At 56.4% G+C, this 26,098-nt stretch carries 26 protein-coding genes, 1 pseudogene and 1 riboswitch; of the genes and pseudogenes, 15 read left to right on the forward strand and 12 right to left on the reverse strand.

Translation table 11 applies throughout. The annotated features are described in order from the left end of the window. Positions 1-42: 42 nt before the first annotated feature. Positions 43-157, reverse strand: a riboswitch (FMN riboswitch). A gap of 272 nt (positions 158-429) precedes the next feature. After that, a complete protein-coding gene (locus tag ACNQFG_RS05195) occupies positions 430-801 on the reverse strand; it encodes a hypothetical protein (RefSeq protein ID WP_162789056.1) in 372 nt (123 codons plus the stop codon). On the opposite strand from ACNQFG_RS05195, the gene ACNQFG_RS05200 reads away from it, so the two are divergent. The 5 genes and pseudogenes from ACNQFG_RS05200 to ACNQFG_RS05220 all read left to right on the forward strand — a co-directional run. After that, positions 773-2,092 (forward strand): DNA primase family protein, encoded by a 1,320-nt coding sequence (locus ACNQFG_RS05200; RefSeq protein WP_423406237.1) that lies wholly within the window; start codon positions 773-775, stop codon positions 2,090-2,092. The two genes, ACNQFG_RS05195 and ACNQFG_RS05200, sit on opposite strands and share 29 nt — an antisense overlap. Before the next feature lie 396 nt (positions 2,093-2,488). Beyond that, positions 2,489-3,829 (forward strand): hypothetical protein, encoded by a 1,341-nt coding sequence (locus ACNQFG_RS05205; protein WP_423406548.1) that lies wholly within the window; start codon positions 2,489-2,491, stop codon positions 3,827-3,829. 143 nt (positions 3,830-3,972) lie between these two features. Further along, a complete protein-coding gene (locus ACNQFG_RS05210; RefSeq protein WP_173015371.1) occupies positions 3,973-4,194 on the forward strand; it encodes an excisionase in 222 nt (73 codons plus the stop codon). A 108-nt stretch (positions 4,195-4,302) separates the two neighbouring features. Continuing rightward, positions 4,303-5,535: a tyrosine-type recombinase/integrase gene (locus tag ACNQFG_RS05215; protein WP_423406238.1), complete on the forward strand. Its 1,233-nt coding sequence runs from the start codon at positions 4,303-4,305 to the stop codon at positions 5,533-5,535. 382 nt (positions 5,536-5,917) lie between these two features. Next, positions 5,918-6,073: pseudogene (locus ACNQFG_RS05220) on the forward strand (DUF6061 family protein); the annotation flags it as partial. An 85-nt stretch (positions 6,074-6,158) separates the two neighbouring features. Here ACNQFG_RS05220 and ACNQFG_RS05225 read toward each other — a convergent pair. The 4 genes from ACNQFG_RS05225 to ACNQFG_RS05240 form a co-directional block, all read right to left on the reverse strand. Continuing rightward, positions 6,159-7,634, reverse strand: a complete 1,476-nt coding sequence (locus tag ACNQFG_RS05225; RefSeq protein WP_423406239.1) for a glycoside hydrolase family 32 protein — start codon at positions 7,632-7,634, stop codon at positions 6,159-6,161. 24 nt (positions 7,635-7,658) lie between these two features. Beyond that, positions 7,659-9,329: an extracellular solute-binding protein gene (locus tag ACNQFG_RS05230; RefSeq protein WP_097781458.1), complete on the reverse strand. Its 1,671-nt coding sequence runs from the start codon at positions 9,327-9,329 to the stop codon at positions 7,659-7,661. Positions 9,330-9,405: 76 nt separating this feature from the next. After that, positions 9,406-10,341, reverse strand: coding sequence for a carbohydrate ABC transporter permease (locus ACNQFG_RS05235; RefSeq protein WP_005945023.1), 936 nt, complete (start codon positions 10,339-10,341; stop codon positions 9,406-9,408). Beyond that, positions 10,325-11,272 (reverse strand): ABC transporter permease, encoded by a 948-nt coding sequence (locus ACNQFG_RS05240; RefSeq protein WP_005945026.1) that lies wholly within the window; start codon positions 11,270-11,272, stop codon positions 10,325-10,327. Before ACNQFG_RS05240 ends, ACNQFG_RS05235 begins: the two co-directional genes overlap by 17 nt. 358 nt (positions 11,273-11,630) lie before the next feature. Between ACNQFG_RS05240 and ACNQFG_RS05245 the strand changes: the two genes are divergently transcribed. From ACNQFG_RS05245 to ACNQFG_RS05265, 5 genes are read left to right on the forward strand one after another with little or no spacing between them, the layout of a single operon-like run. Further along, a complete protein-coding gene (locus tag ACNQFG_RS05245; protein ID WP_097781456.1) occupies positions 11,631-12,686 on the forward strand; it encodes a LacI family DNA-binding transcriptional regulator in 1,056 nt (351 codons plus the stop codon). Between the two features lie 17 nt (positions 12,687-12,703). Next, positions 12,704-13,354 carry a YesL family protein gene (locus ACNQFG_RS05250; protein WP_390509612.1) on the forward strand — a complete coding sequence of 217 codons (651 nt, stop codon included), beginning with the start codon at positions 12,704-12,706 and terminating at the stop codon, positions 13,352-13,354. Continuing rightward, the gene (locus ACNQFG_RS05255; RefSeq protein ID WP_423406240.1) at positions 13,341-13,958 is read left to right on the forward strand and encodes a hypothetical protein; all 618 of its coding nucleotides are present in this window, start codon (positions 13,341-13,343) and stop codon (positions 13,956-13,958) included. The genes ACNQFG_RS05250 and ACNQFG_RS05255 overlap by 14 nt, the downstream gene beginning before the upstream one ends. A 43-nt stretch (positions 13,959-14,001) precedes the next feature. Next, positions 14,002-14,934, forward strand: coding sequence for a carbohydrate kinase family protein (locus ACNQFG_RS05260; RefSeq protein ID WP_423406241.1), 933 nt, complete (start codon positions 14,002-14,004; stop codon positions 14,932-14,934). 3 nt (positions 14,935-14,937) lie between these two features. Beyond that, positions 14,938-16,770: an amylosucrase gene (locus ACNQFG_RS05265; RefSeq protein WP_423406242.1), complete on the forward strand. Its 1,833-nt coding sequence runs from the start codon at positions 14,938-14,940 to the stop codon at positions 16,768-16,770. A 149-nt stretch (positions 16,771-16,919) separates the two neighbouring features. On the opposite strand, the gene ACNQFG_RS05270 is transcribed toward ACNQFG_RS05265, so the two are convergent. Further along, a complete protein-coding gene (locus tag ACNQFG_RS05270; RefSeq protein WP_423406243.1) occupies positions 16,920-17,333 on the reverse strand; it encodes an EamA family transporter in 414 nt (137 codons plus the stop codon). A gap of 118 nt (positions 17,334-17,451) precedes the next feature. After that, entirely contained in the window at positions 17,452-17,883 is a 432-nt protein-coding gene (locus ACNQFG_RS05275; RefSeq protein WP_423406244.1) for an RrF2 family transcriptional regulator, read from the reverse strand. A 326-nt stretch (positions 17,884-18,209) separates the two neighbouring features. Here ACNQFG_RS05275 and cysK point away from each other — a divergent pair, with 326 nt between their 5' ends. Together cysK and ACNQFG_RS05285 are read left to right on the forward strand one after the other, a co-directional pair. Further along, the gene (gene cysK, locus ACNQFG_RS05280; protein ID WP_423406245.1) at positions 18,210-19,142 is read left to right on the forward strand and encodes a cysteine synthase A; all 933 of its coding nucleotides are present in this window, start codon (positions 18,210-18,212) and stop codon (positions 19,140-19,142) included. A 94-nt stretch (positions 19,143-19,236) separates the two neighbouring features. After that, positions 19,237-20,178: a tRNA dihydrouridine synthase gene (locus ACNQFG_RS05285; protein ID WP_423406246.1), complete on the forward strand. Its 942-nt coding sequence runs from the start codon at positions 19,237-19,239 to the stop codon at positions 20,176-20,178. A gap of 51 nt (positions 20,179-20,229) precedes the next feature. Here the strand turns inward: ACNQFG_RS05285 and ACNQFG_RS05290 are convergent, their stop codons facing one another. Continuing rightward, the gene (locus ACNQFG_RS05290; RefSeq protein ID WP_005936452.1) at positions 20,230-20,475 is read right to left on the reverse strand and encodes an IreB family regulatory phosphoprotein; all 246 of its coding nucleotides are present in this window, start codon (positions 20,473-20,475) and stop codon (positions 20,230-20,232) included. Positions 20,476-20,661: 186 nt separating this feature from the next. Here ACNQFG_RS05290 and ACNQFG_RS05295 point away from each other — a divergent pair, with 186 nt between their 5' ends. After that, positions 20,662-21,081, forward strand: a complete 420-nt coding sequence (locus ACNQFG_RS05295) for a holo-ACP synthase (protein WP_423406247.1) — start codon at positions 20,662-20,664, stop codon at positions 21,079-21,081. Positions 21,082-21,174: 93 nt separating this feature from the next. After that, positions 21,175-21,525: a type II toxin-antitoxin system PemK/MazF family toxin gene (locus ACNQFG_RS05300; RefSeq protein WP_423406248.1), complete on the forward strand. Its 351-nt coding sequence runs from the start codon at positions 21,175-21,177 to the stop codon at positions 21,523-21,525. 57 nt (positions 21,526-21,582) lie between these two features. On the opposite strand, the gene ACNQFG_RS05305 is transcribed toward ACNQFG_RS05300, so the two are convergent. From ACNQFG_RS05305 to ACNQFG_RS05320, 4 genes are all read right to left on the reverse strand, one after another. Continuing rightward, positions 21,583-21,933: a metal-dependent transcriptional regulator gene (locus ACNQFG_RS05305; RefSeq protein WP_423406249.1), complete on the reverse strand. Its 351-nt coding sequence runs from the start codon at positions 21,931-21,933 to the stop codon at positions 21,583-21,585. A gap of 167 nt (positions 21,934-22,100) precedes the next feature. Continuing rightward, positions 22,101-22,655, reverse strand: coding sequence for a Fe-S-containing hydro-lyase (locus tag ACNQFG_RS05310; protein ID WP_423406250.1), 555 nt, complete (start codon positions 22,653-22,655; stop codon positions 22,101-22,103). A 50-nt stretch (positions 22,656-22,705) separates the two neighbouring features. Next, positions 22,706-23,545: a fumarate hydratase gene (locus ACNQFG_RS05315; protein ID WP_423406251.1), complete on the reverse strand. Its 840-nt coding sequence runs from the start codon at positions 23,543-23,545 to the stop codon at positions 22,706-22,708. 15 nt (positions 23,546-23,560) lie between these two features. Further along, the gene (locus ACNQFG_RS05320; protein WP_005937919.1) at positions 23,561-24,733 is read right to left on the reverse strand and encodes an NAD(P)-dependent malic enzyme; all 1,173 of its coding nucleotides are present in this window, start codon (positions 24,731-24,733) and stop codon (positions 23,561-23,563) included. A 190-nt stretch (positions 24,734-24,923) separates the two neighbouring features. Between ACNQFG_RS05320 and tig the strand changes: the two genes are divergently transcribed. Further along, positions 24,924-26,066, forward strand: a complete 1,143-nt coding sequence (tig, locus tag ACNQFG_RS05325) for a trigger factor (protein WP_423406252.1) — start codon at positions 24,924-24,926, stop codon at positions 26,064-26,066. Positions 26,067-26,098: the final 32 nt, after the last annotated feature.

Below are 26,098 nucleotides of genomic sequence, written 5' to 3' on the forward strand. Positions count from 1 at the left end.
AGAGCAGCCTCCACAAGCGCAGAACCGTGCGGGCTCTGCGCTTGGTATCTTCTTTCATCCAGACTGTACTGTCGGCTTCGGAGTTTCACCGAATCATGCCTTACGGCTCGTGGGCTGTACCACCGGTAGGGAATCGCACCCTGCCCTGAAGATTTCTGATTCAATTACAGCGGCATTATAGCACGGCTCCTTTCGGATTGCAAGGGCATTCTGCAAACCGGGACGAAACCGGGATGAAGATGGGTACGAAACTTTTTGACTATTATTGCCTTGTCAAGAGGGTAGGCGTCGTCCAGCCCTCTCTCTTTTTGCCAAAGTTTCCCTCGTTTTTTCTTGCACACTGCCGAAAGTGACGTGTTCTCAAAACTTTTTGTTGACACGGCTCGATTTTTGTGGTAATCTATCCCAACAATTGAATATAACATATTTTTACATATTCGTTCTGGCCCTGCGGGGCTGAACATTTTGGCTTTCAGCCGTTACATAACCGACTAGCATGACCTTCCAGAAAAAGCGAAGGCAGGGCTGGTCTGTTTTGTGACGGCTTTTTTGTTGCCGTTTTGCCCGTTGCACCTTGAAAACCACATGACCGTCTGCATGGGATACCCGGCGATGACCCTGAGAAGGAGAGCCGGAAAACGCCGCCGGAAGGGGGGCAGGAAAGCCATGCAGGGAGAACGGCAGGACGTTGATTTCCCAGTTGCGGAGTAAAACGATGTGATCAAAATGATCACATCGTTTTTCCGTAACGCCAAGAAAGGACGGAATGCCTATGAGTAATTTTACCCCTGCATGGTTCAAGAAAGGTTTTTTCAACGAATCCCTGTTCTGTGACGATTTTCTGAGTACCCACCAGCTGCTTTACTCGAATGGCGCATTTTTCACCCCGGATGGCCGCATGACCGATACCATGCCCCTGCGCTGCGAGATTTTCGAGATGATGCGTGAATATGTCGGGGCAAACCTTGCCAAGAAGGTCACCAATGTGGTGGATGTGCTGAAACTGGCGGCACAGGTGGAGGACTTTCCACCTGTCACCGACCGCATTGCGCTGGCAAACGGAACCCTGTATCTGGACGGCACCTTTCAGGAGGGCAAGCCGGAGATCGTCCGCAACCGGCTCCCGGTCAAATATGACCCGAAAGCTGCACAGCCCACCCATTGGCTGCGGTTCCTGTCCGACCTGCTCTACCCGGAGGACGTTCCCACGGTGCAGGAGTTCATCGGCTACTGCCTGATCCCCAGCAACAAGGGTCAGCGCATGATGGTCATCAAGGGCAGCGGCGGTGAGGGCAAGTCGCAGATCGGCGTGGTGCTGTCCCGGCTGTTCGGCTGCAACATGAAGGATGGCAGCATCGGCAAGATCTCGGAGAACCGCTTTGCCCGTGCCGACCTCGAACACACCCTGCTCTGCGTGGACGATGATATGCGGATGGAAGCCCTGCGCCAGACCAACTATGTCAAGTCCATCGTGACCGCACAGGGGCAGATGGACTTGGAGCGCAAGGGCAAGCAGAGTTATCAGGGTTGGATGTACGCCCGCCTGCTGGCGTTTAGCAATGGCGATTTGCAGGCATTGTATGACCGCTCGGACGGTTTCTATCGCCGTCAGCTCATCCTGACCACCAAGGACAAGCCCCTGTCTCGTGTGGACGACCCGGACATTGCCGAGAAGATGGCGGCAGAGGTCGAGGGCATCCTGCTGTGGGCATTTGAGGGCTTGCAGCGGCTGGTGAAGAATGGCTTCCAGTTCACCGAGAGTGACCGTGCCAAGCGCAACCGGGAACTGGTGAAGCGGGACAACAACAATGTGTTCGATTTCCTCGAATCCGAGGGCTACATCCGCCTGAAGGCGGATGCCTGCACCAGCTCGAAAGAGCTGTATGAGGTTTACCGAATGTGGTGTGAGGAGAACAGCCTGAATGCGATCAAGGCCAGAGGGTTCAGCGATGCGCTGATCGCCAACCAGCGCAGATACAATCTGGAATCCACCAACAACATCGTCAATTCGTCCGGGCGGCGTGTCCGGGGCTTTGTCGGCATTGAAGCCCTTGTGCAGCCTGACCTTACCTCCAATGTCTGGCGGGTATAACCCCCCTATAAAGGAGAATTTTGGCGTTTTGCTGCGTACGTGCGTACGCGGCAGATGCCTTTTCTCTGTACGCACGTACGCAGCGATTAGCCGAAAACGCGTCATATAGGGGGCTTTGGTTGGTGGTCAAAACGACCACCAACCAACCCGTAGTGGTAAATGCCGGAAAGCGGCACTTACCAGTTTCTGCCCAAATCCCCAAAATGGGAATCAGGGTGGGATGGCCGTTATCAGACCGTCTATCTGCCTGTTACCATTTTGGGAACAGGCAAAATCAGTGGGTCAAAATGGCCCACTGAAAAAGCCGGACGAGCTGCGGGCAGGGATTCGCAAATCTTTGCCTGTCAGCTTGCCCGGAGCAAGAGTGCAGAGAGCGCAGCTCTTTGCCCCAGTGATATGATGCTGTGCGTCATATCCTACTGGGTATTATCTGGCGCAAAACGGCGGCAGATCCAGCAGCTCCGCTGCTGCGTTCTCCCCGCCAAGCTGTTGAAACGGAGGGATGTCTATCTGAAACTGACACGACACAACGGACGAGCCGGAGCACACGGCACTTACAACCCCAAGCACAATGACCGCAGTTTCAACCTTGCTAACAGTGAGCACATCGACCCGGAACGAGCCAAGGGCAACATCTACTGGGACTGCTTCCACGGCTTCCATTCGGCTCTCGCTCCACCCGACCCGGATGATCTGGCGGCGACCTTTTCAGATGTGGAACGGCAATTCTATGAGACCCACTACACTGCCTTTGTCGAAAGCCAGAATGAGCGTAACGCCAAGATCCGGCACACAGAGCGCAACCGCTCCATTCCCGACCTGTTGTCCAGCCGCAAGACCTGCCCGGAAGAAACCATCTATCAGCTGGGAACGCTGGATGAACACGCCTCCGCAGAGGACTTGCTGAGCGTCGTCACAGAGTTCATCGAGGAGTTCAAGGCCAAGTATGGCGACCACGTTCATGTGCTGGACTGGGCACTGCATCTGGATGAGAGCACACCCCATATCCATGAGCGTCATGTGTTCGACTGCGAGAACAAGTACGGTGAGGTGGCTCCCCAGCAGGAAAAGGCACTGGAAGCGTTGGGTTTTGATCTGCCCGACCCGGCTAAGCCCCTCAGCCGCCGCAACAACCGCAAGATCACTTTCGATGCAGCCTGCCGGAAGATGCTGTTCGAGATTGCCAAGCGGCATGGGCTGGATCTGGAGGAAGAAGCGGAGTACGGCAACTGCAAATATCTGGAAAAGCAGGATTTCATCCTTGCAAAGCAGAAGGAGCAGCTTGCCGCCCAGCAGAACAAGCTGGACGAACTGACCCTCAATGTCAACGACATGGAAACGCTGATCGACGAAGTTTCGGCAGTAGCCTATGACAAGGCGGTGGAGGTCGTGACCGACGTGGTGCGCACCGAGACCCGCAAGGAAGATATGCGGATGATCGAGGACACGAAGAAGTGGGTGCTGTCCCCGGAACGTAAGGCTCCGCAGACCACGAGAGAATACGCCGCCCATCGGTTGGACACCGTGCTGGACAAGTTTCTCAAGACCATGCAGACCACCGCTGCCCGCTTGCAGGAGAAGCTGCTGAAGCCGGAGGCCCGGCAGAAAGGCAAGGAACAGGTCAAGGAGAAAGCACGGGATTCCGTTCTGCAACTGCTGAACCGCTTGCAGGCAGAACAGGCACAAAACAAACCAGCGGCACAACCCCGCACACAGGAGGGGCACTCGGAAATCTGAACCTCATCGGGAACGTTTGGGGCAGAAAGCTGGCACTTTCTGCCCCGGCACCCGGTTACAAGGATATGGAGGTGCAAGTGAAAGAAGTTTGCGTTTGCGAAGCAATGAAGTTCCCAGTGGGGACTTTAAGCAACGGAACGGTCTTGCGTCAGCAAGATGGAGGGACTAAGTCCCGACAAGTTCCGATTTGGCAAAAGAGTAATCTGACCTTGGAGGAAGCGGCGGCTTACTCTGGGATCGGTATCAATAAACTGCGGTCAATGACCGATAGCGATGAATGCAAGTTCGTCCTTTGGAACGGAACCAAACGGCTGATCAAACGCCGTAAGCTGGACGAATATCTGGACAAGGCATTCTCGATCTGATGCGGTGTAGAAAATTGACCGTTTGATGTTGCAGGGAGTCTTGCGTCATGGTATACTCATGGCGTAAGGCTCCTTTTCAACATTCTGTGAATGAAAAGGAGAGTTTATATGCAAAGACGTAAAGATAATAAAGGCCGTGTTTTGAAAGATGGCGAGGTCTACCGCAAGAGCGACGGGCTGTATATGTACCGTTGGACTGCAAAAAACGGAAAACGCCATACCATCTATGATGCAACCTTGGAGGGGCTGCGCGAAAAGGAAGAGAAGATCCAGCACGACTTGGCAGATGGCATCCGCATCCCGGAGTGCAGCCTGACCCTGAATGACCTGTTTGAACTGTGGCGTAAGAACAAGGTGGGCTTGAAAGAGCATACCTTCGCCAATTACGTCTATATGTACAATCGGTTCGTCCGGGATGAGATTGGCGTGATGAAGCTCAAGGACATTCGCAAGTCGGATATCCGCAGCTACTACAATGGCATCGTCCGCAATGGCAAGATGGCGTTGAACACGCTGGAAACCATCCAGAATGTTCTCCATCAGGTCTTTGCGGTGGCGGTGGACGATGAGTACATCCGTGTGAATCCCACGGATGGTGTCCTGACGGCCATTAAAGCCGCCCACCAGTACGAAACGCCCAAACGACACGCTCTGACCCTGCCCCAGCAGCAGGCGTTTCTGAATTTCATCAAGAAAACGCCGAAGTTCCAGCACTGGCTCCCGATGTTCACCTTCATGCTGGGCACCGGATGCCGCATCTCGGAAACGGTTGGCCTATGCTGGAGCGACATCGACTTTGAGAGTGGTTTTATCACCATCCAGCACAATCTGGTGTACCATGACCACGAGGTGGGCGGCTGCTACTTCACCATGTCCACCCCCAAGACTGCCGCCGGTAAGCGGGCAATTCCGATCTTGCCCGAAGTGCGGAAGGCACTGGAGCAGGAGTGCGCCAACCAGCAGGAACTGGAATTGGTGTGCGAATACGAGATCGACGGAATCTCAGACTTCGTATTCCTGAACCGCTTCGGCCAGCCGCAGAACCCGCAGACGGTCAACCGCGCCATCAAGCGAATCAGCGTGGCATACAACGAAGCCGAACTGGAAAAGGCCGAAAAGGAAAAGCGAGAACCGCAGTTGCTGCCGCCCTTCTCCTGCCATAATCTCCGGCACACGTTCTGCACCCGGCTGTGTGAGAATGAGACCAACCTGAAGATCATTCAGGACATCATGGGACACAAGGACATCAGCACTACGATGGAGATTTACGCGGAAGCCACCAAGGAAGCCAAAGCCCATTCCTTTGCAAATCTGAACGGTAAACTGGGCATTTCGGTCTGAAATCTACTACACCAACTACTACACCACTTTTACACCAAATTGCCGGTAAGTTGTGGAGAGTTGCGTAGGGTGACGTACGGGAACGGGAAAAAGGAAGCCGCATGGATAGGCTTATAAAGGAAAATAAAGCCATTTGTGAGCCTTCCTTGACCTGTCCCCACGATGAAGCCGATTGAGCAGTAAATTCCGCGTTTGCGCAGCAATGAAAGCCCCAGTGGGGCTTTTAAGCGGCCGAGCGGTCTTGCGCCAGCAAGATGGAGGGGCCTTGCCCCGACAAGCTCCAATTTAAGCGAAACAAAGCCTGAAACTTCTTGATGTACCGAGAAGTTTCAGGCTTTTTCTTTTGATGGATTTCCAGCAAAAACTACGCCATACGCCAAACGTGGAGGACGAATACGGCAACACCCCGGCACAGCGGGCAGAGCTGGACTGGCTGCTCTACAACAAGCCCTTGGAGTATGCCCAGCTTGTGCTGGGTGGGGAGATTGGACATTATCTCTCGCTTGGTTGCGACCACGGCAGGCTGGAAGATCAATGACATAACAAACACAGCCCCACTTTGGCGAAGGAGAAGCCAAAGCGGGGCTGTATTCAAATGAAGGAGAAATGAAAGGAATATCAGGTTACAGATTCAGCTCAAACTGTTCCACCGTAACAGTTGCTTTGCCATCGGCGGCAAAGGTGATGCCATCGGCAGACTGGGGGGTGTAGATCCATGCGGTCATGGTCTGTTCACCGTCGTTGGCGAAAACTTCGATGCTGTTTTTATCCAGCAGGATGCGGAGCTTCAGGGCACCATTCTGGCTGCGCACCTTGCAGCTGCGGCGGTGAACGATGTCGGCACGGGAACCGGCATAGCTGCGATCCAGCGTCAGCTCGGAGGTGTAGGGGTCGTAGGTCAGGCTGGTGTGATGGTCTGCATCGGCGGCCAGCTTCAGGGTGAAGGAGCGGTATTCGCCGGGCTGCACCGTAACGGTCAGGTCGGCCACACGGCCCTTGATGCCTTCCAGAGAAGTTTCGCTTTGCACCGTTACATTTTCGTGGAAGGTGCGCTTGCCGTGGACGGCGTCCAGCTCCCGCACCGGGGCCTGAACAATGCGTCCATCCTTGATGTGCAGCTCGCGGGGGCAGATGGTCTGCCCGAACCACTTGCAGCCCTTGGGCTTATCCTCGGTGTCCGACCATGTCTGCAGCCATGCGGTCATGATGCGGCGGCCGTCCGGGGCAAGGGTGGTCTGGGTGGCGTAGAAGTCGATGCCGCCGTCCATCAGCTGCACGTTTTCCTTGGTGAAGGTGTGGGTGGCTTCGTCGTAGCTGCCGATGAAGGCAATCACGTTGTGACCGTTGTGGAACTCGCCCTTGGGCAGCATCTCCATGGGGCCGAGCATCAAGACCTGTTTGCCGTCCAGCGGAAAGAAGTCCGGGCACTCCCACATTTTGCCGTACTGATTGTTGCAGCGTTCCAGCACCGTGACAAAGTGCCAGTCGAAGCCGTCCTTGCTCTGGAACAGTGCTGCTGCGCCGCTGCCGTCCTCGGCCAGGCAGACGGTGACGGCGGAGTAGGTGCCGTCGGCCTCACGCCAGATCTTGGGGTCCCGGAAATCAAACTTGCTGAAGCCCTCCGGCAGGTCTTTCTGGGTCAGCACCGGGTTGCAGGCAGGCTTTTCGTAGTTGAGACCGTCACCAATGGCAATGCTCTGGGTCTGGATATCCCGCATCTCCCCATTGGGCTGCTTTTCTGCCACCACGCTGGTGTACATCAGCAGCTGCTTGCCGTCATCCATCTCGGTAGCAGAACCGGAGAAGCAGCCGGGGCCGTTGTCCGCCGGGGAATCCGGGGCGAGTGCACAGGGCAGATACTCCCAGTGCAGCAGGTCGGTGCTGACCGCGTGACCCCAGTGCATGGGCGCCCACCGCACATCGTAGGGGTTATACTGATAGAACTGGTGATACTTCCCTTTATAATAAGAGAAACCGTTGGGGTCGTTGAGCCAACCCACATAGGGAGTCATGTGGTAAGCAGGGCGTTCCGCCGGGGAAATGGCAGCGCCGTGCTCGGCCTCGTAGGCACGGGCTTTTTGTAAAGTCAAATCGTTCATGGAATCCTCCAAAGGAAAGAATTCTTATGCGTAGTAAGCATCCAGATATTTCTGCATAATGCCCAGATAGTCGGACAGGCCATAGTCTTCCAGCTTGCTCAGATATTCGTTCCACTCTGCATCCTTCGTGCCGTTCATGATCCAGTTGGCCTTCTGCGTATTCATGTAGGTCTGCAGATCTGCCTGCAGATTAGAGACCTGCTCGGTGTCCTCGCTGCTCATAAAGACATTGGGATAGACATAATCGTTGTTCATATCCGGGGTGTAGATCTCCTTGATCCAGTCCAGACGATACTGTGCATCGTCCGGGCAGGTAACGTATACACCATAGTAATCATCCAGAACCGCCAGAGGTCCACTGACACACTGCGCTTCACGGACTTCCACGGGAGAAGCATCGCCCAGAGGAGCGTGCTTCAGCATGGGCTCGCCCTTATCGTTGGTGGACAGTTCAAAAATGTTAAAGCCTTCCGCATCGCCGTAAGTACCCCAGTTGTTCTGCGGAGACTGGAGGGGTGCGTACATCTGATCCAGCCATGCGCAAACCAATGCGGGGTTATCCGCCTTTGCGGTGACAACGCATCTGCCGCGGGCAAAGCCGCTGGTGAAAGAACCGTTCTGCGGAGTGATATTCCGGGTATCGGCGGTCAGGGCAGGCAGCGGCTCCCAGTCGGTCAGGTTGTCAATGTTGGCGACATCCCAGCTGAAGCAGACACCATAGCGGCCAGCCTTGCCCTTGGAAACATAGGTGGACCACTCCTGCGTGAAGCACTCCGGGTCGATGAGCTTCTCGGCATACAGCTTGTGCAGCCAGTCCAGACCATCGCGGTAGCCCTGCTGGGTGGCGGCACAGATGACTTTCCGGTCGTTGGTAACGGCGATATGGCGGTCTTTGTCTGCATCGCCGTAGCCTTCGCCAAAGCCATTGATGAGGATGCTGGGGTCCTGATCGCCGTTGTTGACGATGCAGGACATGGGGATGATGTCGCCGTCAATGCCATACTCTGCCTTGATAGAAGCGGCGTTATCACGGAATGCAATCAGCACCTGCTCAAACTCGTCCACCGTGGTGGGCATCGACAGACCGAGGAAGTTCAGCCACTTGGTATTGATGAAGCTCATGTTGCCAATGGTCTGGATGGCGGTCTTTTCCGAGCCGAGCTGCTCGATCCAGGGCAGTGCCCAGATGTGGCCATCGCTGTCGGTGCACATGGTGCGGTACTCCGGGTACTGCTCAAAGACCTTCTGGAGATAAGGCATATTGTTGTCAATGTAGTCTTCCAGATTGAGGATGACACCCTGATCTGCGTAGCGCAGCAGATTGCTGTCGGTAAAATCAGCAGTAAAAACAAAATCCGTCAGGGTGTTGGGGTTGGACATATTCAGGGTGATCTTATCGCTCCACTGGTCGGACTGGATGGCGGTCCAGTCGATGTGCACATTGGTCTGCTCTTCCAGACGCTTGAAGATGGTGCGGTTGTTCGGTTCGGGTTCGCTGCCCACAGGGAAGCTGGTCATACCGGTAAAGGTGACCTTTTCGGACAGCGGAAATGTAACGGCACCGGTCACGTCCACAGCTGCGGCAGCAGAATCGCCGCTGCCGGTGGATTTGCCGCCACAGGCAGACAGAGCAGCGGCAGAGCCCGCCAGAGCGCAGACCTTGAGGAAGTTGCGGCGAGAGATCAGCTTTTTCATGGTATTTTCTCCTTTTTCGTGTTTCTTTTTTCGTGTAACAGATGAGCGTACCTGCTTATAAAATTCTGGAATATCCTCAGCCTTTAATGGAACCAGCCATGATGCCGGCATCAAAATACTTCTGGAAGAAGGGATACATCACCAGCAGCGGCAGACTGGAAATAATAATGGTTGCATATTTGAGCAGCTCTGCCATCTTGGCACGTTCGGCAGTGCTCTGGATATCTGCGATCATGCCGGATTCCGGCTGGCTCTGGATCAGGATGGAACGCAGCACCAGCTGCAGCGGCTGCTTCGATGCGCTGTTCAGGTAGATCATGGCGTCAAAGTAGCTGTTCCACATTGCCACGAACTGCCACAGAGCCAGAACTGCCACCACCGGCATACAGACGGGCAGCAGGATCTTGAAGAAGTAAAGCATCTCGCTGGCTCCATCCACATCCGCAGCTTCGCGCAGCTCACGCGGGACGCCTTGATAATAGGTACGGGCAATAATCATGTTCCACACGCTGAATGCTCCCGGCAGAATGACCGCCCACATGGAATCCAGCAGACCCAGATTGTTGATGAGCAGGTAGGTGGGGATCAGACCGCCGCTGAAGAACATCGTGATCACAAACAAGGTGTTGAAGATCTTTTTGCCTTTGAAGTCCGGCAGCGACATGGGATAAGCGGCAAGCATCGTTACAGCTACCGAGATGATGGTGAAGATGATCGAGTAAAGCACCGCGTTCCTGAAGCCGACCCAGATCTGCTTGTCCGAAACGACACGCTGGTAAGCATCCAGACTCCACTTGCTGAAATCAAAGGAGATGCCCTTGTTTTGCAGAGTGACCGGGTCCATAAAGGACGCGATGACGATGTAGATCATCGGAACGATGATTGCCAGCAGGAACAAGCCCAGAAGTGCGTAGCCGCAGTACAGGATGATCTTATCTTGTCTGGTGTAGAGGGCCATTTTTGATTTTTTCTGTTTTGCCATGGTAAACCCCTCCTTACAAGCCCTTGCCATCGTTCATTTTGGCAACGATCTTGTTCACTGCGATCAGCAGGATGACGTTGACAACGGTGTTGAACAGACCGACTGCCGTGGAAAAGCTGTAATCGCCGTCCAACAGGCCCTTTTTATAAACGTACGTTGCAATGATCTCGGCAGTGTTCAGGTTCAGGTCTGTTTGCAGGGCATAGGCTTTTTCAAAACCGATGCTCATAATGTTGCCTGCCTGCAGGATGAACTGAATAACGACCATATCCTTAATGGCGGGCCACTCCACCGTCATGATCTGCTGAATCAGGTTTGCGCCGTCGATCATCGCAGCTTCCTTCAAATCTTTGCTGGCGTTAGAAAGGGATGCGGTGTACATGATGGATGCCCAGCCGGCACCCTGCCAGATGCCGCTGATGATGTAGATGGGGCGGAACGCTTCCGGCAGCGTCATAAAGTTGATGCTGGTGTGAAGCAGGCCGTTCACCGGACCGGTGACACTCAGCAGCACCCGGACGATGCCGCACAGCACGATGACCGAGATGAAGTTGGGCATATACAGCACCAGCTGCACCTTCTGCTTGATCTTCTTGCTCTCGATACGGTTGAGCAGGAATGCCAGCAGGATGGGGATCGGGAAGCCCCACAGCAGACCGTAGACGCTCAGCTTCAGGGTGTTGATCAGATAGCGCTGGAAGTCCGGCGAGGACATGAAGCGGGTAAAGTTTTTGAAGCCTACCCACTCGCTGCCCCAGATGCCCTTGAAGGGATTGTACTTCTGGAACGCGATCAGCACACCGCCCATGGGAGCGTACTTGAACACCAGCGTCAGCGCCACGGCAGGCAGCAGGAACAACAGGTAAAGCTGCCAATGCCGTTTGATGTAGACCCATGTGTTGTGCAGCTTGCGTTCTGCTGTCAGCACAGCCGTTTCCGGCGAAGCCGTCTTTGCTTTCATGAATCATTCTCCTCCTTTTTGATTTGCTTGCCGTTTGATTCGCACTTTACATTTGCACCTTTGAATTTTACGTTTTTCGTTTCGATTGTGCAAATGTAAAATCCTTTGATTTATTTATACCACCCAAGCAAGCGAATGTCAACGATAATTCATGGTATACATCAAAAATTATTGTGGATTTGTACAGACGCACAAATTCAAAAGTGCGCAAATATGCAAAATGATGATTTGCATTTTTGCATTTGACTAATTTGTGCATTTGCACTATACTGGAGTCGCAAAGAATAAGATCCGTCACCAGACTTTATCTATAAAAGAAAGAACACCCGCTCCTATTTATAAAGAAAGAGGATGACTTATGGCAACCAAAGTCACCATTCAGGATATTGCAAACGAACTGCAGCTTTCCCGCAACACAGTTTCAAAGGCCATCAACAACACCGGTGTGCTGGCAGATGCCACACGGGAGAAGATCCTGCGCAAAGCCGCCGAAATGGGCTATAAGCAGTTTGCCTATCTGCCGCTGTTTCAGGAAGACACTGCAAAAGCAGCAGAGCATTCCATTCTGCCGAGTGACAAACGGGAGATTGCCATGCTGACGACCCAGTTTCTGAGCAGCTCTCACTTTTCCTCCATGATGCTGGATCGTTTCCAGTCGGAAATCGAGCATCTGCATAGCTGTACGACCATTCATCGCATTTCTCCCATAGAGCTGAAAGAGAAAAAGCTTCCATCTTCTCTCAACATCCAGCGCACAGCCGGCATCATCTGCATTGAAGTATTCGACTATGACTACGCACAGATGCTGTGCGATCTGGATGTTCCGCTGCTGTTTGTAGACACCCCTGTGATGGATATGCGTCCTCCCCTTAAAGCCGACCGCCTTTATATGGAAAACCGCATTGAGGTCCAGAATGCGGTGGCCCACATGGTCCAGCGCGGCAAAAAACGCATCAGCTTTGCGGGGGATAAAAACCACTGTCAGTCCTTCTTTGAGCGTTATATGGCTTATAAGGATGCAGTGGAGTACTTTGGTCTGACAGAAGGCCTGAGCACCTGTGCGATGCCATCTGGACAGCAGAACTATCCGGTATCCCTGTACGAAACCATACGCCGGTTCAAAACGATGCCGGATGCCTTTGTCTGCGCCAATGACTTTGTTGCCATGGATCTGGTCAAGGCATTGAATGAGCTGGGGTATTCGGTTCCCGATGATATCTGGGTCTGCGGCTTCGATGACAGTCAGGAGGCTTCCTACTTTGCCCCCCATCTGACTTCGATCCATATCCATGGACAGATCATGGGCTACACCGCTGCCAACCTGCTTATGACCCGCATCGAAGAGCCATCGCTGAACTATCGCACCGTCTATACGGAAACCAACCTGATCCTGCGCGAATCCACAGGAGATTGAGCGAAAGGAGAATCCCCATGCGTGACCTGTGCAATACGGACAAGCCGCTGTTTGCTGTGCTGACGAAATTGACTTACAGTGCTTACCTGAACATCTTATGGCTCGTGTGCAGCCTGCCCATTGTTACCATAGGAGCTTCTACGACCGCATTGTTCTACGTCACGCTCAAAATGGCGGAAGATCGGGACGATGGTCTGACCCGGATGTTTTTTAAGGCGTTCCGGGAAAATTTTAAGCCTGCCACAAAACTCTGGCTGATCCTGCTGACAGTCGGCAGTTTCCTGGCTGTGGATGGCTTTGTGCTGCGCCGAATGTGGAGCGAAAACATTTTCTGGACACTGCTCACTGCTGTGCTTATTGGTGCGGCAGTTCTGTACGGCATCGTTCTGCTGTATGCCTTTCCTCTGCTGGCACGGTTTGAAAACACCACCTTCGGCATCCTGAAAACAGCGTTTCTCGTGGGTGTCCGGTATCTGTTTTGCACCCTGCTGATGGCGGCGATCTATGGCATCATGGGGTACGTCATTGTGTTTGTGTTCACGCCTGCATTCCTGCTGGGCATGGGCTTGTGCGCCATGCTCTGCTCCTTTCTGATGCTTCGGATCCTCTATCTGATCGGTGGAGACCCTGATGCAGTACACGAGGAATACGACCATGACAAAAACTGACCGGGATACGCTCCGCTCCCTCCATGGGCGCAAAAAGTGGGAGCACATCTGGGCATATTACAAGCTGCCCATTGTGATCGTGCTCATCGTCGTCTATATCCTCGGGTATACAGCCTACCGTCATGTGACGAAAAAAGAGGATGTGCTTTACCTTGGTCTGGTAAATATCACTGCCGGGTCTGATCTGACGGAACAGCTTACCACCGGCTTTGCCGAGGCGCAGGGTCTGACCAAAAAGCAACAGGTCGATCTGCTGTCCGGCTTGCTGCTCAGCGAAAGCGACCGCGCAGAGGAGCAGTATGTATATGCTTCGGAGATGAAGCTGCTGGGTGCAGTCAGTGCCCAGCGGTTAGATGTTGTTCTGATGGACGAATATGCACGGGATCGACTGTTGGCAGATGATTATTTTCTCGATCTGCGGACACTGGATGCGTCTTTCCATGCACTGTCGGGTTTGAACGCCGGTGGGACCGTGCTGGATATTTCGGACACGCCGTTTGTCAGGCAGGCAGGTTTTTCTGGCAAGGTCTATCTTGGGGTAGTGCAGAATGCACCGCACCCGGAGCGTGCAGCCGCTTACATTCATTATCTGTTCCAGCGGTGACCGTTGGGTTTTAGCTTATAGGATAAAAATAAGGAGAAAACGCATGGACATTTTAACGATTGGTGAAGTTTTGATCGACCTGACCCAGACCGGCAAGGATGCGCGCGGCATCCCCCAGTTTGCCGCAAACCCCGGCGGTGCACCGGCCAATCTGGCGGTGGCTGCTTCCAGACTGGGCGCACAGACCGCCTTTATCGGCAAGGTGGGTGCAGATGCCTTTGGCCGCTACCTGAAAGAGGTTCTGGCAGAAAACAAGGTGGACGTTTCCGGTATGGCGGTGGATGCAGACCACCCCACCACCATGGCGGTGGTCTCGGTGGATGCCACCGGCGAGCGGGATTTCAGCTTCTACCGCAGCGCAAACGCTGACGTGATGCTGTGCAAGGAGGACATTTCGGACGAGGCTCTGAAAGCTGCCAAAATCGTCCACTTCGGCTCTGTCAGCCTGACCGCTGACCCCTCCCGCACTGCCACGCTGGATGCTGCTGCCCGTGCCAAAAAGCTGGGTGCTACCATCACCTACGACCCCAACTACCGTGCAAACCTCTGGAAGAACAAAGAGGATGCCATTGCCCAGATGAAAGCTCCCCTGCCGCTGGTGGATATTCTGAAGGTGTCCGATGAAGAACTTCCCCTGCTCACCGGAACCACTGACTGCGAAAGCGGCACGGCACAACTGGCACAGAACGGCATCCGGCTGATTTTCGTCACCTTGGGTGCAAACGGCGTATTCTACCGCTTTGGGGGCAAGACTGGCCATGTGGCAGGTGTTCCCTGCAAGGTGGGTGATACCAACGGCGCAGGCGATACCTTCTTTGGGGCTGCCCTGTCCAAGCTCTGCAAGGAGGAGCTGGACACCCTGACGGTGGACAAGCTGGAAGGCATTCTGGCTTTTGCCAACAAAGCGGCCAGCATCACCACCAGCCGCCACGGCGCTATCCCCGCCATGCCCACCCTTGCAGAAGTGGAGGGCTGAACCATGGCAGCAAAACAGGAATTTGAGTCCCGGTTTGCCAAGCACAAGGACGAGCTGGAATGGCTGTTTATGGAGTTGTACCACAACCGGGAAGGGCTGGAAGTTCTGGAGCGGGAGATGGCAGACGCCTACAACGCCCGCAGCGCCGAGCTGAAAGCACTGGACAAGGCACGCTCTGCCGACCCGGAGTGGTACAAGCGGGGCAATATGTTCGGCATGACCATGTACACCGACCTCTTTGCCGGAAATCTGAAAGAACTGGCAAAGAAGCTGCCCTACCTCAAGGAGCAGAAGCTGACTTATCTGCACCTGATGCCCCTGCTGCAGATGCCCCATCCCCACAACGATGGCGGCTATGCGGTGGAGGATTTCGATACCGTAGACCCGGCCCTTGGCACCAACAAAGATCTGGAAAACCTGACCCGGGAGCTGCGGAAAGCCGGCATCAGCCTGTGTCTGGATTTTGTCATGAACCACACCGCCAGCACCCACCGCTGGGCCATGGCGGCAAAAGCCGGAGACCCGTGGTTTCAGGCCTATTACCACCTCTACGAGGACCGCACCATCCCCGACCAGTACGAGCAGACGGTGCCTCAGGTGTTCCCCAACACCGCACCCGGCAACTTTACATGGTGTGAAGAAATGCACAAGTGGGTGCTGACCACCTTCCACGACTACCAGTGGGACCTGAACTACGCAAACCCGGCGGTGTTCGTGGACATGACCAAGAGCATTCTGCATCTCGCCAATCTCGGCGTAGAGGTGTTCCGCATTGATGCCGTACCCTATATCTGGAAGCAGCTGGGCACCACCTGCCGCAATCTGCCGCAGGTGCACACCATCGTGCGGATGCTGCGCATGGTATTGGAATGCGTCTGCCCGGCGGTCATCCTCAAGGGCGAGGTGGTCATGGCTCCCAAGGAGCTGGCCGCCTATTTCGGCACCCCGGAAAAACCGGAATGCCACATGCTCTACAACGTGTCCACCATGGTCAACCTGTGGGGTGCCCTTGCCAGCCGGGATACCCGGCTGCTGAAGGCGCAGCTGGATGCCCTCCACGCCCTGCCGGACAACTGCTGGTTCGTGAACTATCTGCGCTGCCACGATGATATCGGCTGGGGTCTGGACGAGGCGGTAGAGAAACGGCTTGGCATTGACCCGCAAAAGCACAAGGAATATCTGTATCACTTCTACGAGGGCAATTTCCCCGGCAGCTGGGCAAAGGGTGAGTTGTACAATTACGATCCTGCCACCGGCGATGCCCGGAGCTGCGGCACCACCGCAAGCCTGTGCGGTATCGAACAGGCACTGGAAAAAGGCGATAAAACCGCACTGGACTACGCCGTAAAGCGTGACCTGCTGCTGCACACTGCTATGGCGTTTTTGCAGGGCTTCCCCATGCTGAACTGCGGGGACGAGATCGCACAACTCAATGGCTGGGATTATAAAAACGACCCTGACCGTGTGGAGGACAGCCGCAATCTGCACCGCAGCAAATTCAACTGGGAGGACGCAAAGCAGCGCACCCGGAAGGGCACGCTGCAAAACAAGTTGTGGCAGGGCATGGAGCAGCTGCGCCAAATGCGTGCAGACCCCTGCTTTGCCCCGGATGCGTGGGTGACCACATGGGACAGCCACAACCCCGGCGTGCTGGCGCTGGTGCGCAAGCGCGGTGAGGAAACGCTGGTGGGGCTGTTCAACTTTACCGAGTACCCGGCAGGGGCAAGTCTGGACGCTCTGGGCGGCGAGTATCACACCCCGGAGGGCACTTCCGTCTGGCTGGCGGATGTGGAACTGGAGCCGTATCAGGCACTGCTGGTAAAAACAAATAAGTAAAGCGGAATACTCCGGTAACTTTCTCTTGGTTGGAAAGTTGCCGGAGTATTTTTGTTTAGCACATGACCGTAACACAGCCAACTGGAAGAATCACAAAAAAGGCTGCGGCACACAACAACGTGCCGCAGCCTTTTCCGCTTTCTACTCTTTTACAATACCATGAACAAAGTCCCCGCGGCAATGAGCGCACAGCCGATCAGGCTTTTGGCCGTGAACGGCTCATGCAGGATGAAAAATGCCAGTGCCAGCGTGATGACTACGCTCAGTTTATCAATGGGGACCACCTTGGATGCTGCACCGATCTGCAATGCGTGGTAATAGCACAGCCAGCTTGCACCGGTGGCAAGGCCGGATAGGATCAGGAACAGCCAGCTTTTGTGAGAAATATCCCCGATGCCGGTCTGCGTTCCGGTCAGAAACACCATGCCCCAGCTCATCAGGAACACAACTGCGGTGCGAATGGCCGTGGCCAGCGTGGAGTTCACGCCGTCAATGCCGATCTTCGCAAGAATGGAAGTCAGTGCGGCAAATACCGCAGAGCCCAGCGCAAAAACAAACCACATAAAACATCCTCCTTTTCCTCACACTGCCATTGAATGAAGGCTGGCGTGGGCGCGGCTGGTATGACGGCCGCTGTGGGGCTGTTCTGCACCCCCTGCGTTTTCATGCGGGGGATGCGGATCAGATCACATAATCATTTCCAGCCTGCTCCGGTGCGGCGAGATCGGCCAGCGTGATATTGCCGAAGTAGTTGGAGATCAGATCGTCCAGCCCCTTCCACATCTCGTAGGTGCGGCAGTTTGCCATCCGCTCGCAGGCCGGGGCTCCCGGCGTCAGGCAGCTCACCGGCGCAAGGCTGCCCTCGGTCAGCATCAGGATCTCGCCCACGGTGTACTGATCCGGGCTGCGGGTAAGCCGGTAGCCGCCGCCCTTGCCGCGCAAGCCCTCCAGAAAGCCGTTCTGCACCAGCACCTTAAGGATGTTTTCCAGATATTTTTCCGAGATCTCCTGCCGGGCAGCGATCTCCTTGAGAGGGACATATTTTTCAGACTGATGCTCGGAAAGGTCGATCATCACGCGCAGTGCATAGCGCCCTTTGGTGGACACGATCATAGTGCACTCCTTATTGTATAGCAACCTCTCCGTCTCACCGTTGGTCCTGCGGAAATGGGCAGCAGCCGCAGGCGACAACGCCGTAGACCGGCCCGCCCGACCTCCGAACAGGGGAGATGTTACCGCAGGGGAGGGAGAAATTTTGATTTTAACCTATTATACAACAGGGTTTATAACTTTTCAATCTGTTTTTTGCACTTTTCCATTGACAACCGGGGCAAAGAGGGCTATAATACCATCAAACCCACAAACAATGTTGGTTTGCAGGGAATATGGAGAGACGAAATCGTTCCGGGCCGGGGGCCCGCAGAGGGAGGAACATTCTTATGAGCAAGATTTATACTGCCGCAGATCAGCTGATCGGTCATACTCCGTTGCTGGAGCTGACCCACATTGAAAAGGAGCAGGAGCTGCCTGCCCACATCATTGCCAAGCTGGAATACTTCAATCCGGCCGGTTCTGTCAAGGATCGCATCGCCAAAAAGATGATCGATGATGCAGAAGCCACTGGCAAGCTGAAACCCGGTTCGGTCATCATTGAGCCTACCTCCGGCAATACTGGCATCGGTCTGGCCGCTGTGGCAGCCGCCAAGGGCTACCGCATCATCATCGTGATGCCCGAGACCATGAGCGTGGAGCGCCGCCAGCTGATGAAGGCTTACGGTGCAGAGCTGGTGCTGAGCGAGGGTGCCAAGGGCATGAAGGGTGCCATTGCCAAGGCCGATGAGCTGGCAAAGGAGATTCCGAATTCCTTCATCCCCGGTCAGTTCGTGAACCCGGCCAACCCTCAGGCCCACATCGAGACCACCGGCCCCGAGATCTGGGAGGATACTGATGGCAAGGTGGATATCTTTGTGGCAGGCGTGGGCACCGGCGGCACCGTGACCGGCGTGGGCCAGTACCTGAAGAGCAAGAACCCGAACGTCAAGGTGGTGGCTGTAGAGCCTGCTTCCTCTCCTGTGCTGAGCAAGGGCACCGCAGGCGCACACAAGATTCAGGGCATCGGTGCCGGTTTCGTCCCCGCTGTGCTGGACACCAAGATTTACGATGAGATCATCCCCGTCACCAACGAAGACGCCTTTGCCACCGGCCGTCTGATCGGCCACAAGGAAGGCGTGCTGGTGGGTATCTCCTCCGGTGCTGCTGTTTATGCTGCTCTGCAGCTGGCAAAACGCCCGGAGAATGCCGGTAAGAACATCGTGGTCCTGCTGCCCGATACCGGCGACCGCTACCTGTCCACCCCGCTGTTCGCCGAATAACCCGCAAGATAGATTCGATGCCGCTGCGCAAAACAGATGCGCGGCGGCATTTTTTGTGCTACAATAGAGCCATTCTAACATTGTGAGGTCTTCTATGAACTATTATGTTGCCCCCATGGAGGGCCTGACCGACCGGGTGTGGCGGCAGGCACACCAGAAATGGTTTGGCGCAGCCGATGCCCCCACGCGCTACTATGCGCCGTTCCTGTCGCCGCCGGAAAACCGCGTCCTCATCCCGAAAAAGATGGCGGAGCTGGCCCCGGAGGCCAATGCAGGCACGGTCGTGATCCCGCAGCTGCTGGCAAAGGACGGCGAACTTGCCGCATGGATGATCGGCGAAGTGCGGAAGCTGGGCTACACGGAGATCAACCTGAACCTCGGCTGTCCTTCCGGCACCGTCACCGCCAAAGGCAAGGGTTCCGGGATGCTGCACGACCCCGTCAAGCTGGACGCTTTTCTGGACGCCGTCTTTTCGGCGGTGGAGGGTCCGGTCTCGGTCAAGACCCGCATCGGCGTCCAGAAGCCGGAGGAGTTTGCGGCTCTGCTGGATATCTACAATCACTATCCCATCTGTGAGCTGACCATCCATCCACGCGTGATGAAGCAGCTGTACCGGGGCGAGGTCGACCGTGCCGCCTTTGCTGCGGCGCTGCCGGAGTGCCGGATGCCGGTCTGCTACAACGGCGATGTCACAACGCCGGAAGAACTGCACGCGCTGGAAGCGGAGTTCCCGCAGCTGTCGGGCATCATGGTGGGGCGGGGGCTCATCGCAGACCCGGCCCTGTTCCGCCGTGCGCGGGGCGGCGCACCGGCTTCCAGAGAGGAACTGCGCGGTTACTGCGACGACCTCTACCACGGCTACACCGAGGCCTTTGGCGCGGCCAGCTGTGCCGTCAGCCGGATGAAGGCGCACTGGTTCTATCTCATCCATCGGTTCGAAGGGGCCGACCCGCTGGAAAAGCCTCTTCGCAAGGCCCGCGAGGGGTGGGAGTATGAGACGGTGGTGAACCAGATCTTCACGCGGCAGCTGAACTGAAAACAGCCCGCCGTCTTCTGCGAGACAGCGGGCCGGAAAGGACAAAGCGGATCAGACGTTCAGATAACTGCGCAGCATGGCCTGCAGCAGATCGTCCCGGTCAACTTTACGGATGAGGGAGCGGGCTCCTTTGTAGGTCGTGATGTAGGTGGGGTCTTCGGACAGGATATAGCCCACCAGCTGATTGACCGGATTATAGCCTTTTTCCTTTAAAGCATCGTACACCTGCTGTACGATCTCATGGATCTCATAGTCCTTTTTGTCGTGGATCGAAAAAATAGCAGTTGCGTCGCCCACGCAGTACACCCCCTTCGGTATTTCTATCCACGCCCAAAGCGGAAGTGGAACTAGAACTATAGTTCATTGTACACGAAGCGCGTGTAAACTTCAAGATTCCAGACTCTATTTGCACATATTCACCAAAATCAACGGAAATTTTAAGTCAAAACAACGGGGCGTTTGCCCTGGAAAGGGGAGAATTTCATGCTGTTCGGGGTAGGATGTGATCTTTGTGAGGTCGCACGGATGGAAAAAAGCCTGTTTGGGGCGCACGGGGCGGCGTTTGAGGCGCGGGTGTTTGGCACCGGGGAGCGGCAGGCGCTTGCGCTGGCCGAGTGTCGGGCCGACCCTTCCGCCCGCAGGTGCACCCACAGAGCCGCCAGCGCCGCTGCGGATTTTGCGGCGAAGGAAGCCTTCCTCAAGGCGGCAGGCACCGGCCTGCGGGAGCCGTTCTCCCTGTGTGAGATCGAGGCGCTGCGCCTGCCCTCCGGGGCACCGGTGTATCGCTTCTCCGGGCGGACGGCGGCCTGGGTGGAGGAGCATCACGTGACGGCTCGCCTTTCCCTCAGCCACGACGGTGGGATGGCGCTGGCGTTCTGCGTCCTGGAACAGGCGGAAACCTGATCCGCTCCGCTGCATAAAATGGAAGAAAGCCCCCGCGTGCATACCGCCGCCCGGCACAGCCCATACTAGAGGCAGACAGGGAGGGTTGATTCCATGGAGGTACACAGAGGAGAAGTTTTTTACGCAGACCTTTCGCCGGTGGTGGGGTCGGAGCAGGGCGGCGTGCGCCCGGTACTGATCGTGCAGAACGAGATCGGCAACCGGCACAGCCCTACCGTGATCGCTGCGGCCATTACATCCCGGCTGGACAAAGCCCGCCTGCCCACCCACATCAATATCCGGGCAGCGGATACCGGCCTTGCCAAGGACAGCGTGGTGCTGCTGGAGCAGATCCGCACGCTGGATAAGCACCGCCTGCGGGAGCGGGCCGGGCAGATCACGCCGGAAGATCAGAAACGTGTGGATCAGGCTTTGGATGTAAGCCTGGGGCTGGATGCCTACTGAAGATGTGAAACCAGAAAAGGGACTGCCGGTTCGGGCAGTCCCTTTTGTGGTTTTGGGTCAGTCTTCGTTTTTCAGGGTGCTCTCGGCGTCGTGGAGCAGGGCATACTCGCGGATCTTTTCCAGCGTCTGCTCACTGAGAATATGCTCTGCCTTGCAGGCATCTTCGGCGGCGGTCTTTTCGTCCACGCCCAGCTGCATAAAGAAGTGGGTCAGCAGACGGTGACGGCTATAGATGCGCTCTGCGATCTCGCGGCCCGGTGCCAGCAGGGTCAGGTTGCCCTCGCCGTCCACCGCGATATAGCCGTTCTCGCGCAGCTTCTTCATGGCAATGCTGACGCTGGCTTTGGTAAAGCCCAGCTCATTGACCACGTCGATGGAGCGCACACGGCCCATACGCTGGGTGAGCATAAGGATCGTTTCGAGATAATCTTCTGCGGTTCGGTTTATTATAGGATACCACATTCTGCCGGGGGATGCAAGTCGTTCGGCAGAAGTTTGCTAAAACAAACTGAGCTTCTTCTGCATGATTTTGCTATTTTGACCGGAAACAGGGCCTGAAATCTTGTGGAACGTGCTTATCTGGACGCGCGGTAGGCTTCCGGGCCAGAGAGATAGAGGTCGCCGCCGTGGGCATCCAGGATCACCGTCAGCGGCATATCCTTCACAGTCAGGCGGCGCACGGCTTCACAGCCAAGGTCCGGCCATGCGATCACTTCCAGCGTCTGCACGCTTTTTGCCATCAGGGCACCGGCACCGCCCAGAGCGGCCAGATACACAGCCCCGTTGCGCACCACAGCTGCCTTTACAGTATCGTCCCGCTTGCCCTTGCCGATCATGATCTTATTGCCAAGGTCCAGCAGGCGCGGGCTCATGGCATCCATGCGGCCGCTGGTGGTGGGTCCCGCCGAGCCGATCACCTGGCCCGGGCGTTCCGGCGTGGGGCCAACGTAGTAGATGGCGCTGCCTTCGAGGTCGAAGGGGAGCGGCTCGCCCCGGTCCAGTGCTTCCAGCATCCGTTTGTGCGCCTGATCGCGGGCGGTGTACACCACACCGGAAAGCAGCACGGTGTCGCCCGCCTTGAGCGGGGCAAGGTCCTGCGCGGTGCAGGGGGTGGTCAGTTCGTATTGCATGTTCATCAAGCCTCCTAATAGGCTCACGCCTTTGACGGAAAGGGAATCGTTTACAGCGTCGCGCTGGCGCGGCGGGTCACATGGCAGGAAACATTCACCGCCACGGGCAGACCCGCCACATGGGTAGGCATCTGCTCAATGGCAAGGCCCAGACAGGTGGTCCTGCCGCCAAAGCCCTGCGGGCCGATGCCGGTCTCGTTGACGGCGGCCAGCAGTTCGCGTTCGAGGGCGGCATAGTAGGGGTCCGGGTTTGGGATGTCCAGCGGGCGGAGCAGAGCTTTTTTGGCCAGATACGCCACCTTGTCAAAGCTGCCGCCCACACCGATGCCCAGTACGATGGGCGGGCAGGGGTTGGAGCCTGCCAGCTTCACCGTGTCCAGCACGAACTTCTTGAAGCCCTCTACGCCGTCGGCGGGCTTGAGCATCTGGATGCGGCTCATGTTCTCGCTGCCAAAGCCCTTGGGTGCCACCGTGATGCGGCAGCCCTCGCCGTCCACCAGATGCACCGTGATGGCCGCCGGGGTGTTGTCGCCGGTATTGCCCCGGCGCAGCGGGTCGGCTACGATGCTCTTGCGCAGATAGCCGTCGGTGTAGCCCCGGCGCACGCCCTCATGGATGGCGGCTTCAAAGCTGCCGTCGATGTGCACATCGGTGCCCAGCTCCACGAACATGCAGGCCATGCCGGTATCCTGACATATGGGCAGGTTTTCTTCTTTTGCGGCGGAAAGGTTCGACCACAAAAGGTCGAGAGTGCTCTTTGCCAGCGGCCACGGCTCTTCCTGCCGGGCCTTGTCCAGCGCCGCCTGCACGTCCTGCGGCAGGCGGGTGTTGGCTTCGATGCACAGCCGTGCAACGGTATCCGTGATCTCCTGTGCGGAAATGGTTCTCATAAACGCTTCCTCCGCTTACAGACGGGCAACGCCGGTCTCGCGGGCAGCCTTTGCCACGGCATTTGCCACAGCCTCGGCCACGCGGGGGTCGAACGCGCCGGGGATGATGTTCTCCTCACTGCGGTCGGCATCGGTGATGAGGTCGGCGATGGCGTAGGCTGCAGCCAGCTTCATCTCATTGTTGATGTCCCGGGCACGGACGCTGAGTGCGCCCTTGAACAGGCCGGGGAAGCACAGCACGTTGTTGACCTGATTGGGGAAGTCGCTGCGGCCGGTGGCCATCACCCGCACGCCGCCGGCCTTGGCCTCGTCCGGCATGATCTCCGGGGTGGGGTTGGCCATGGCAAAGACGATGGCGTCCTTGTTCATGGTCTTGCACAGCTCAGTGGTCAGGATGCCGGGCTTGGAAACGCCGATGAACACGTCGGCACCTTCCAGTGCTTCCTTCAGGCCGCCCTTGACCTGACGGGGATTGGTCACCTCTCCCAGCCAGTTCTTGTGGGCTTCGGCGCTGTTGCAGCCCTTGTACAGGGTGCCGAACTGGTCCACTGCAATGATGTCCTTTGCACCGGCGGTCATGAGCATCTTGATGATGGCAGTACCGGCAGCACCGGGGCCGTTCAGCACGATGTGCACATCTTCCATCTTCTTGCCCACCACACGCAGGGCGTTGATGAGGGCAGCAGTAACGACGATAGCAGTGCCGTGCTGGTCATCGTGGAACACAGGGATGTCCAGCTCACGCTCCAGCGTTTCTTCGATCTCAAAGCATTCGGGGCTCTTGATGTCCTCCAGATTGATGCCGCCAAAGGTGGGCGCAATGGCCTTGCAGGCTGCAATCACGCTGGCAGCGTCGTGGGCATCGATGCAGATGGGGAAGGCATCCACGCCGCCGAACTCCTTGAACAGCACCGCCTTGCCCTCCATGACCGGCAGACCGGCTTCCGGGCCGATATCGCCCAAGCCCAGCACGGCGGTGCCGTTGGAAACGACTGCCACCATATTGCCCTTGAAGGTGTACTTATACACGTCGTCGGGGTTTTCCTTGATCTTGCGGCAGGGTTCGGCCACACCGGGAGTGTAGGCGGTGGACAGGTCATCGCGGGTGGCGACCTCCACCTTGCTTACGATGCCCACCTTGCCCTTGTGGGTCTCGTGCATTTCCAGAGCAGCTTTATTGTAATCCATGGATGTTCCTCCTTGTGTTGATGTGCTTCTCTTATTATAATAAAGCCGCAGGCCCGGCAGCGCAAGAGGCTGCGTGAAACTTGTGGAAATTTCGCAAAATCCTTTTCTTTTTCATTTTTACCCTTTATAATAAGATTTGTCTGAAAAAATTGCAGTTCCCGGCGGCGTCCGGGATACAGGAGGTATCCACTTGAAACGAATCATCTCGAAGGCAGTCTGCCTTCTCTGCGCCGGTGCGCTGGCGCTGACGGCTGCGGGCTGCTCGAAGTCTGCGGCGTCCTCTTCCACATCGGCCAGCTCGGAGACGTCTGTCTACGGCAGCGCTTCGGATTATGACTATCAGAACTTTGCCTACAGTGACGGTCTGGACGAGAACGGCTACTGGTCCGGCATCCGCGCACTGGATTATGTGACCCTGCCGGAGGACTACGCTTCCATCCCGCTGAAGAAGGCGGACATCGAGCCGACCGAGGAGGACGTGCAGTCCCAGATCGACAGCCTGCTCAGCCAGAACACCACCACGCAGCAGATCACCGACCGTGCCGCTGCCGACGGCGACACCGTCAACATCGACTACGTGGGCACCGTGGACGGCGTGGCCTTTACCGGCGGCACTGCCACCGGCTACGACCTGACGCTGGGCAGCGGTTCCTTCATCGATGGCTTTGAGGACCAGATCATCGGCCACAATGTGGGCGATATCTTTGATGTGACCGTCACCTTCCCGGACGGCTACGGCGATTCCACCGATGCCGAGGGCAATGCGGTGGTCCTGAGCAACAAAAAGGCGGTCTTCTCCGTCACGTTGAACTACATCAGCGAGGAGATCCTGCCGGAACTGACCGACGCCTGGGTCGAGGAGAATTTCAGCAGCACCGACGGCGTCCACACCGTGGAAGACCTGCGGGCCGAATACCAGAAGATGCTGTATCAGAACAACCTGAACACTGCGGTGATGGATTATCTGCTGGCAAACTCCACTTTCAAGGATCTGCCCAAAGAAGTGACCGATTATCAGGTCAACCAGTGCCTGAACTACTACTACACCATGGCCCAGCATTACGGCTATGATCTCGACAGCTTCCTGCAGGCTGCTGCCGGTTACAACAGTGCCGACGACCTGCTGGATGCCATGAGCGACAGCATCACCGAGTATGCCCGCGAAGCGCTGCTCTACCAGGCAGTGGCTGAGGCGATGGACATCGCCCCCACGCAGGAGCAGATCGACACCTACTCTGCCTACACCGAGACCTACGGTGCCAACTACTGCACCATGGTCGCGCTGATGGACGCCGTGTCCGAGGCGCTGACCACCGGGGCACAGGTGAAGTAAAAAAGCCAAAAAGAAAATACCGCTGCGCAGAA

The sequence above is a fragment of the Faecalibacterium prausnitzii genome, from assembly GCF_049532945.1.
In the GTDB taxonomy this organism is placed as follows: domain Bacteria; phylum Bacillota; class Clostridia; order Oscillospirales; family Ruminococcaceae; genus Faecalibacterium; species Faecalibacterium prausnitzii_N.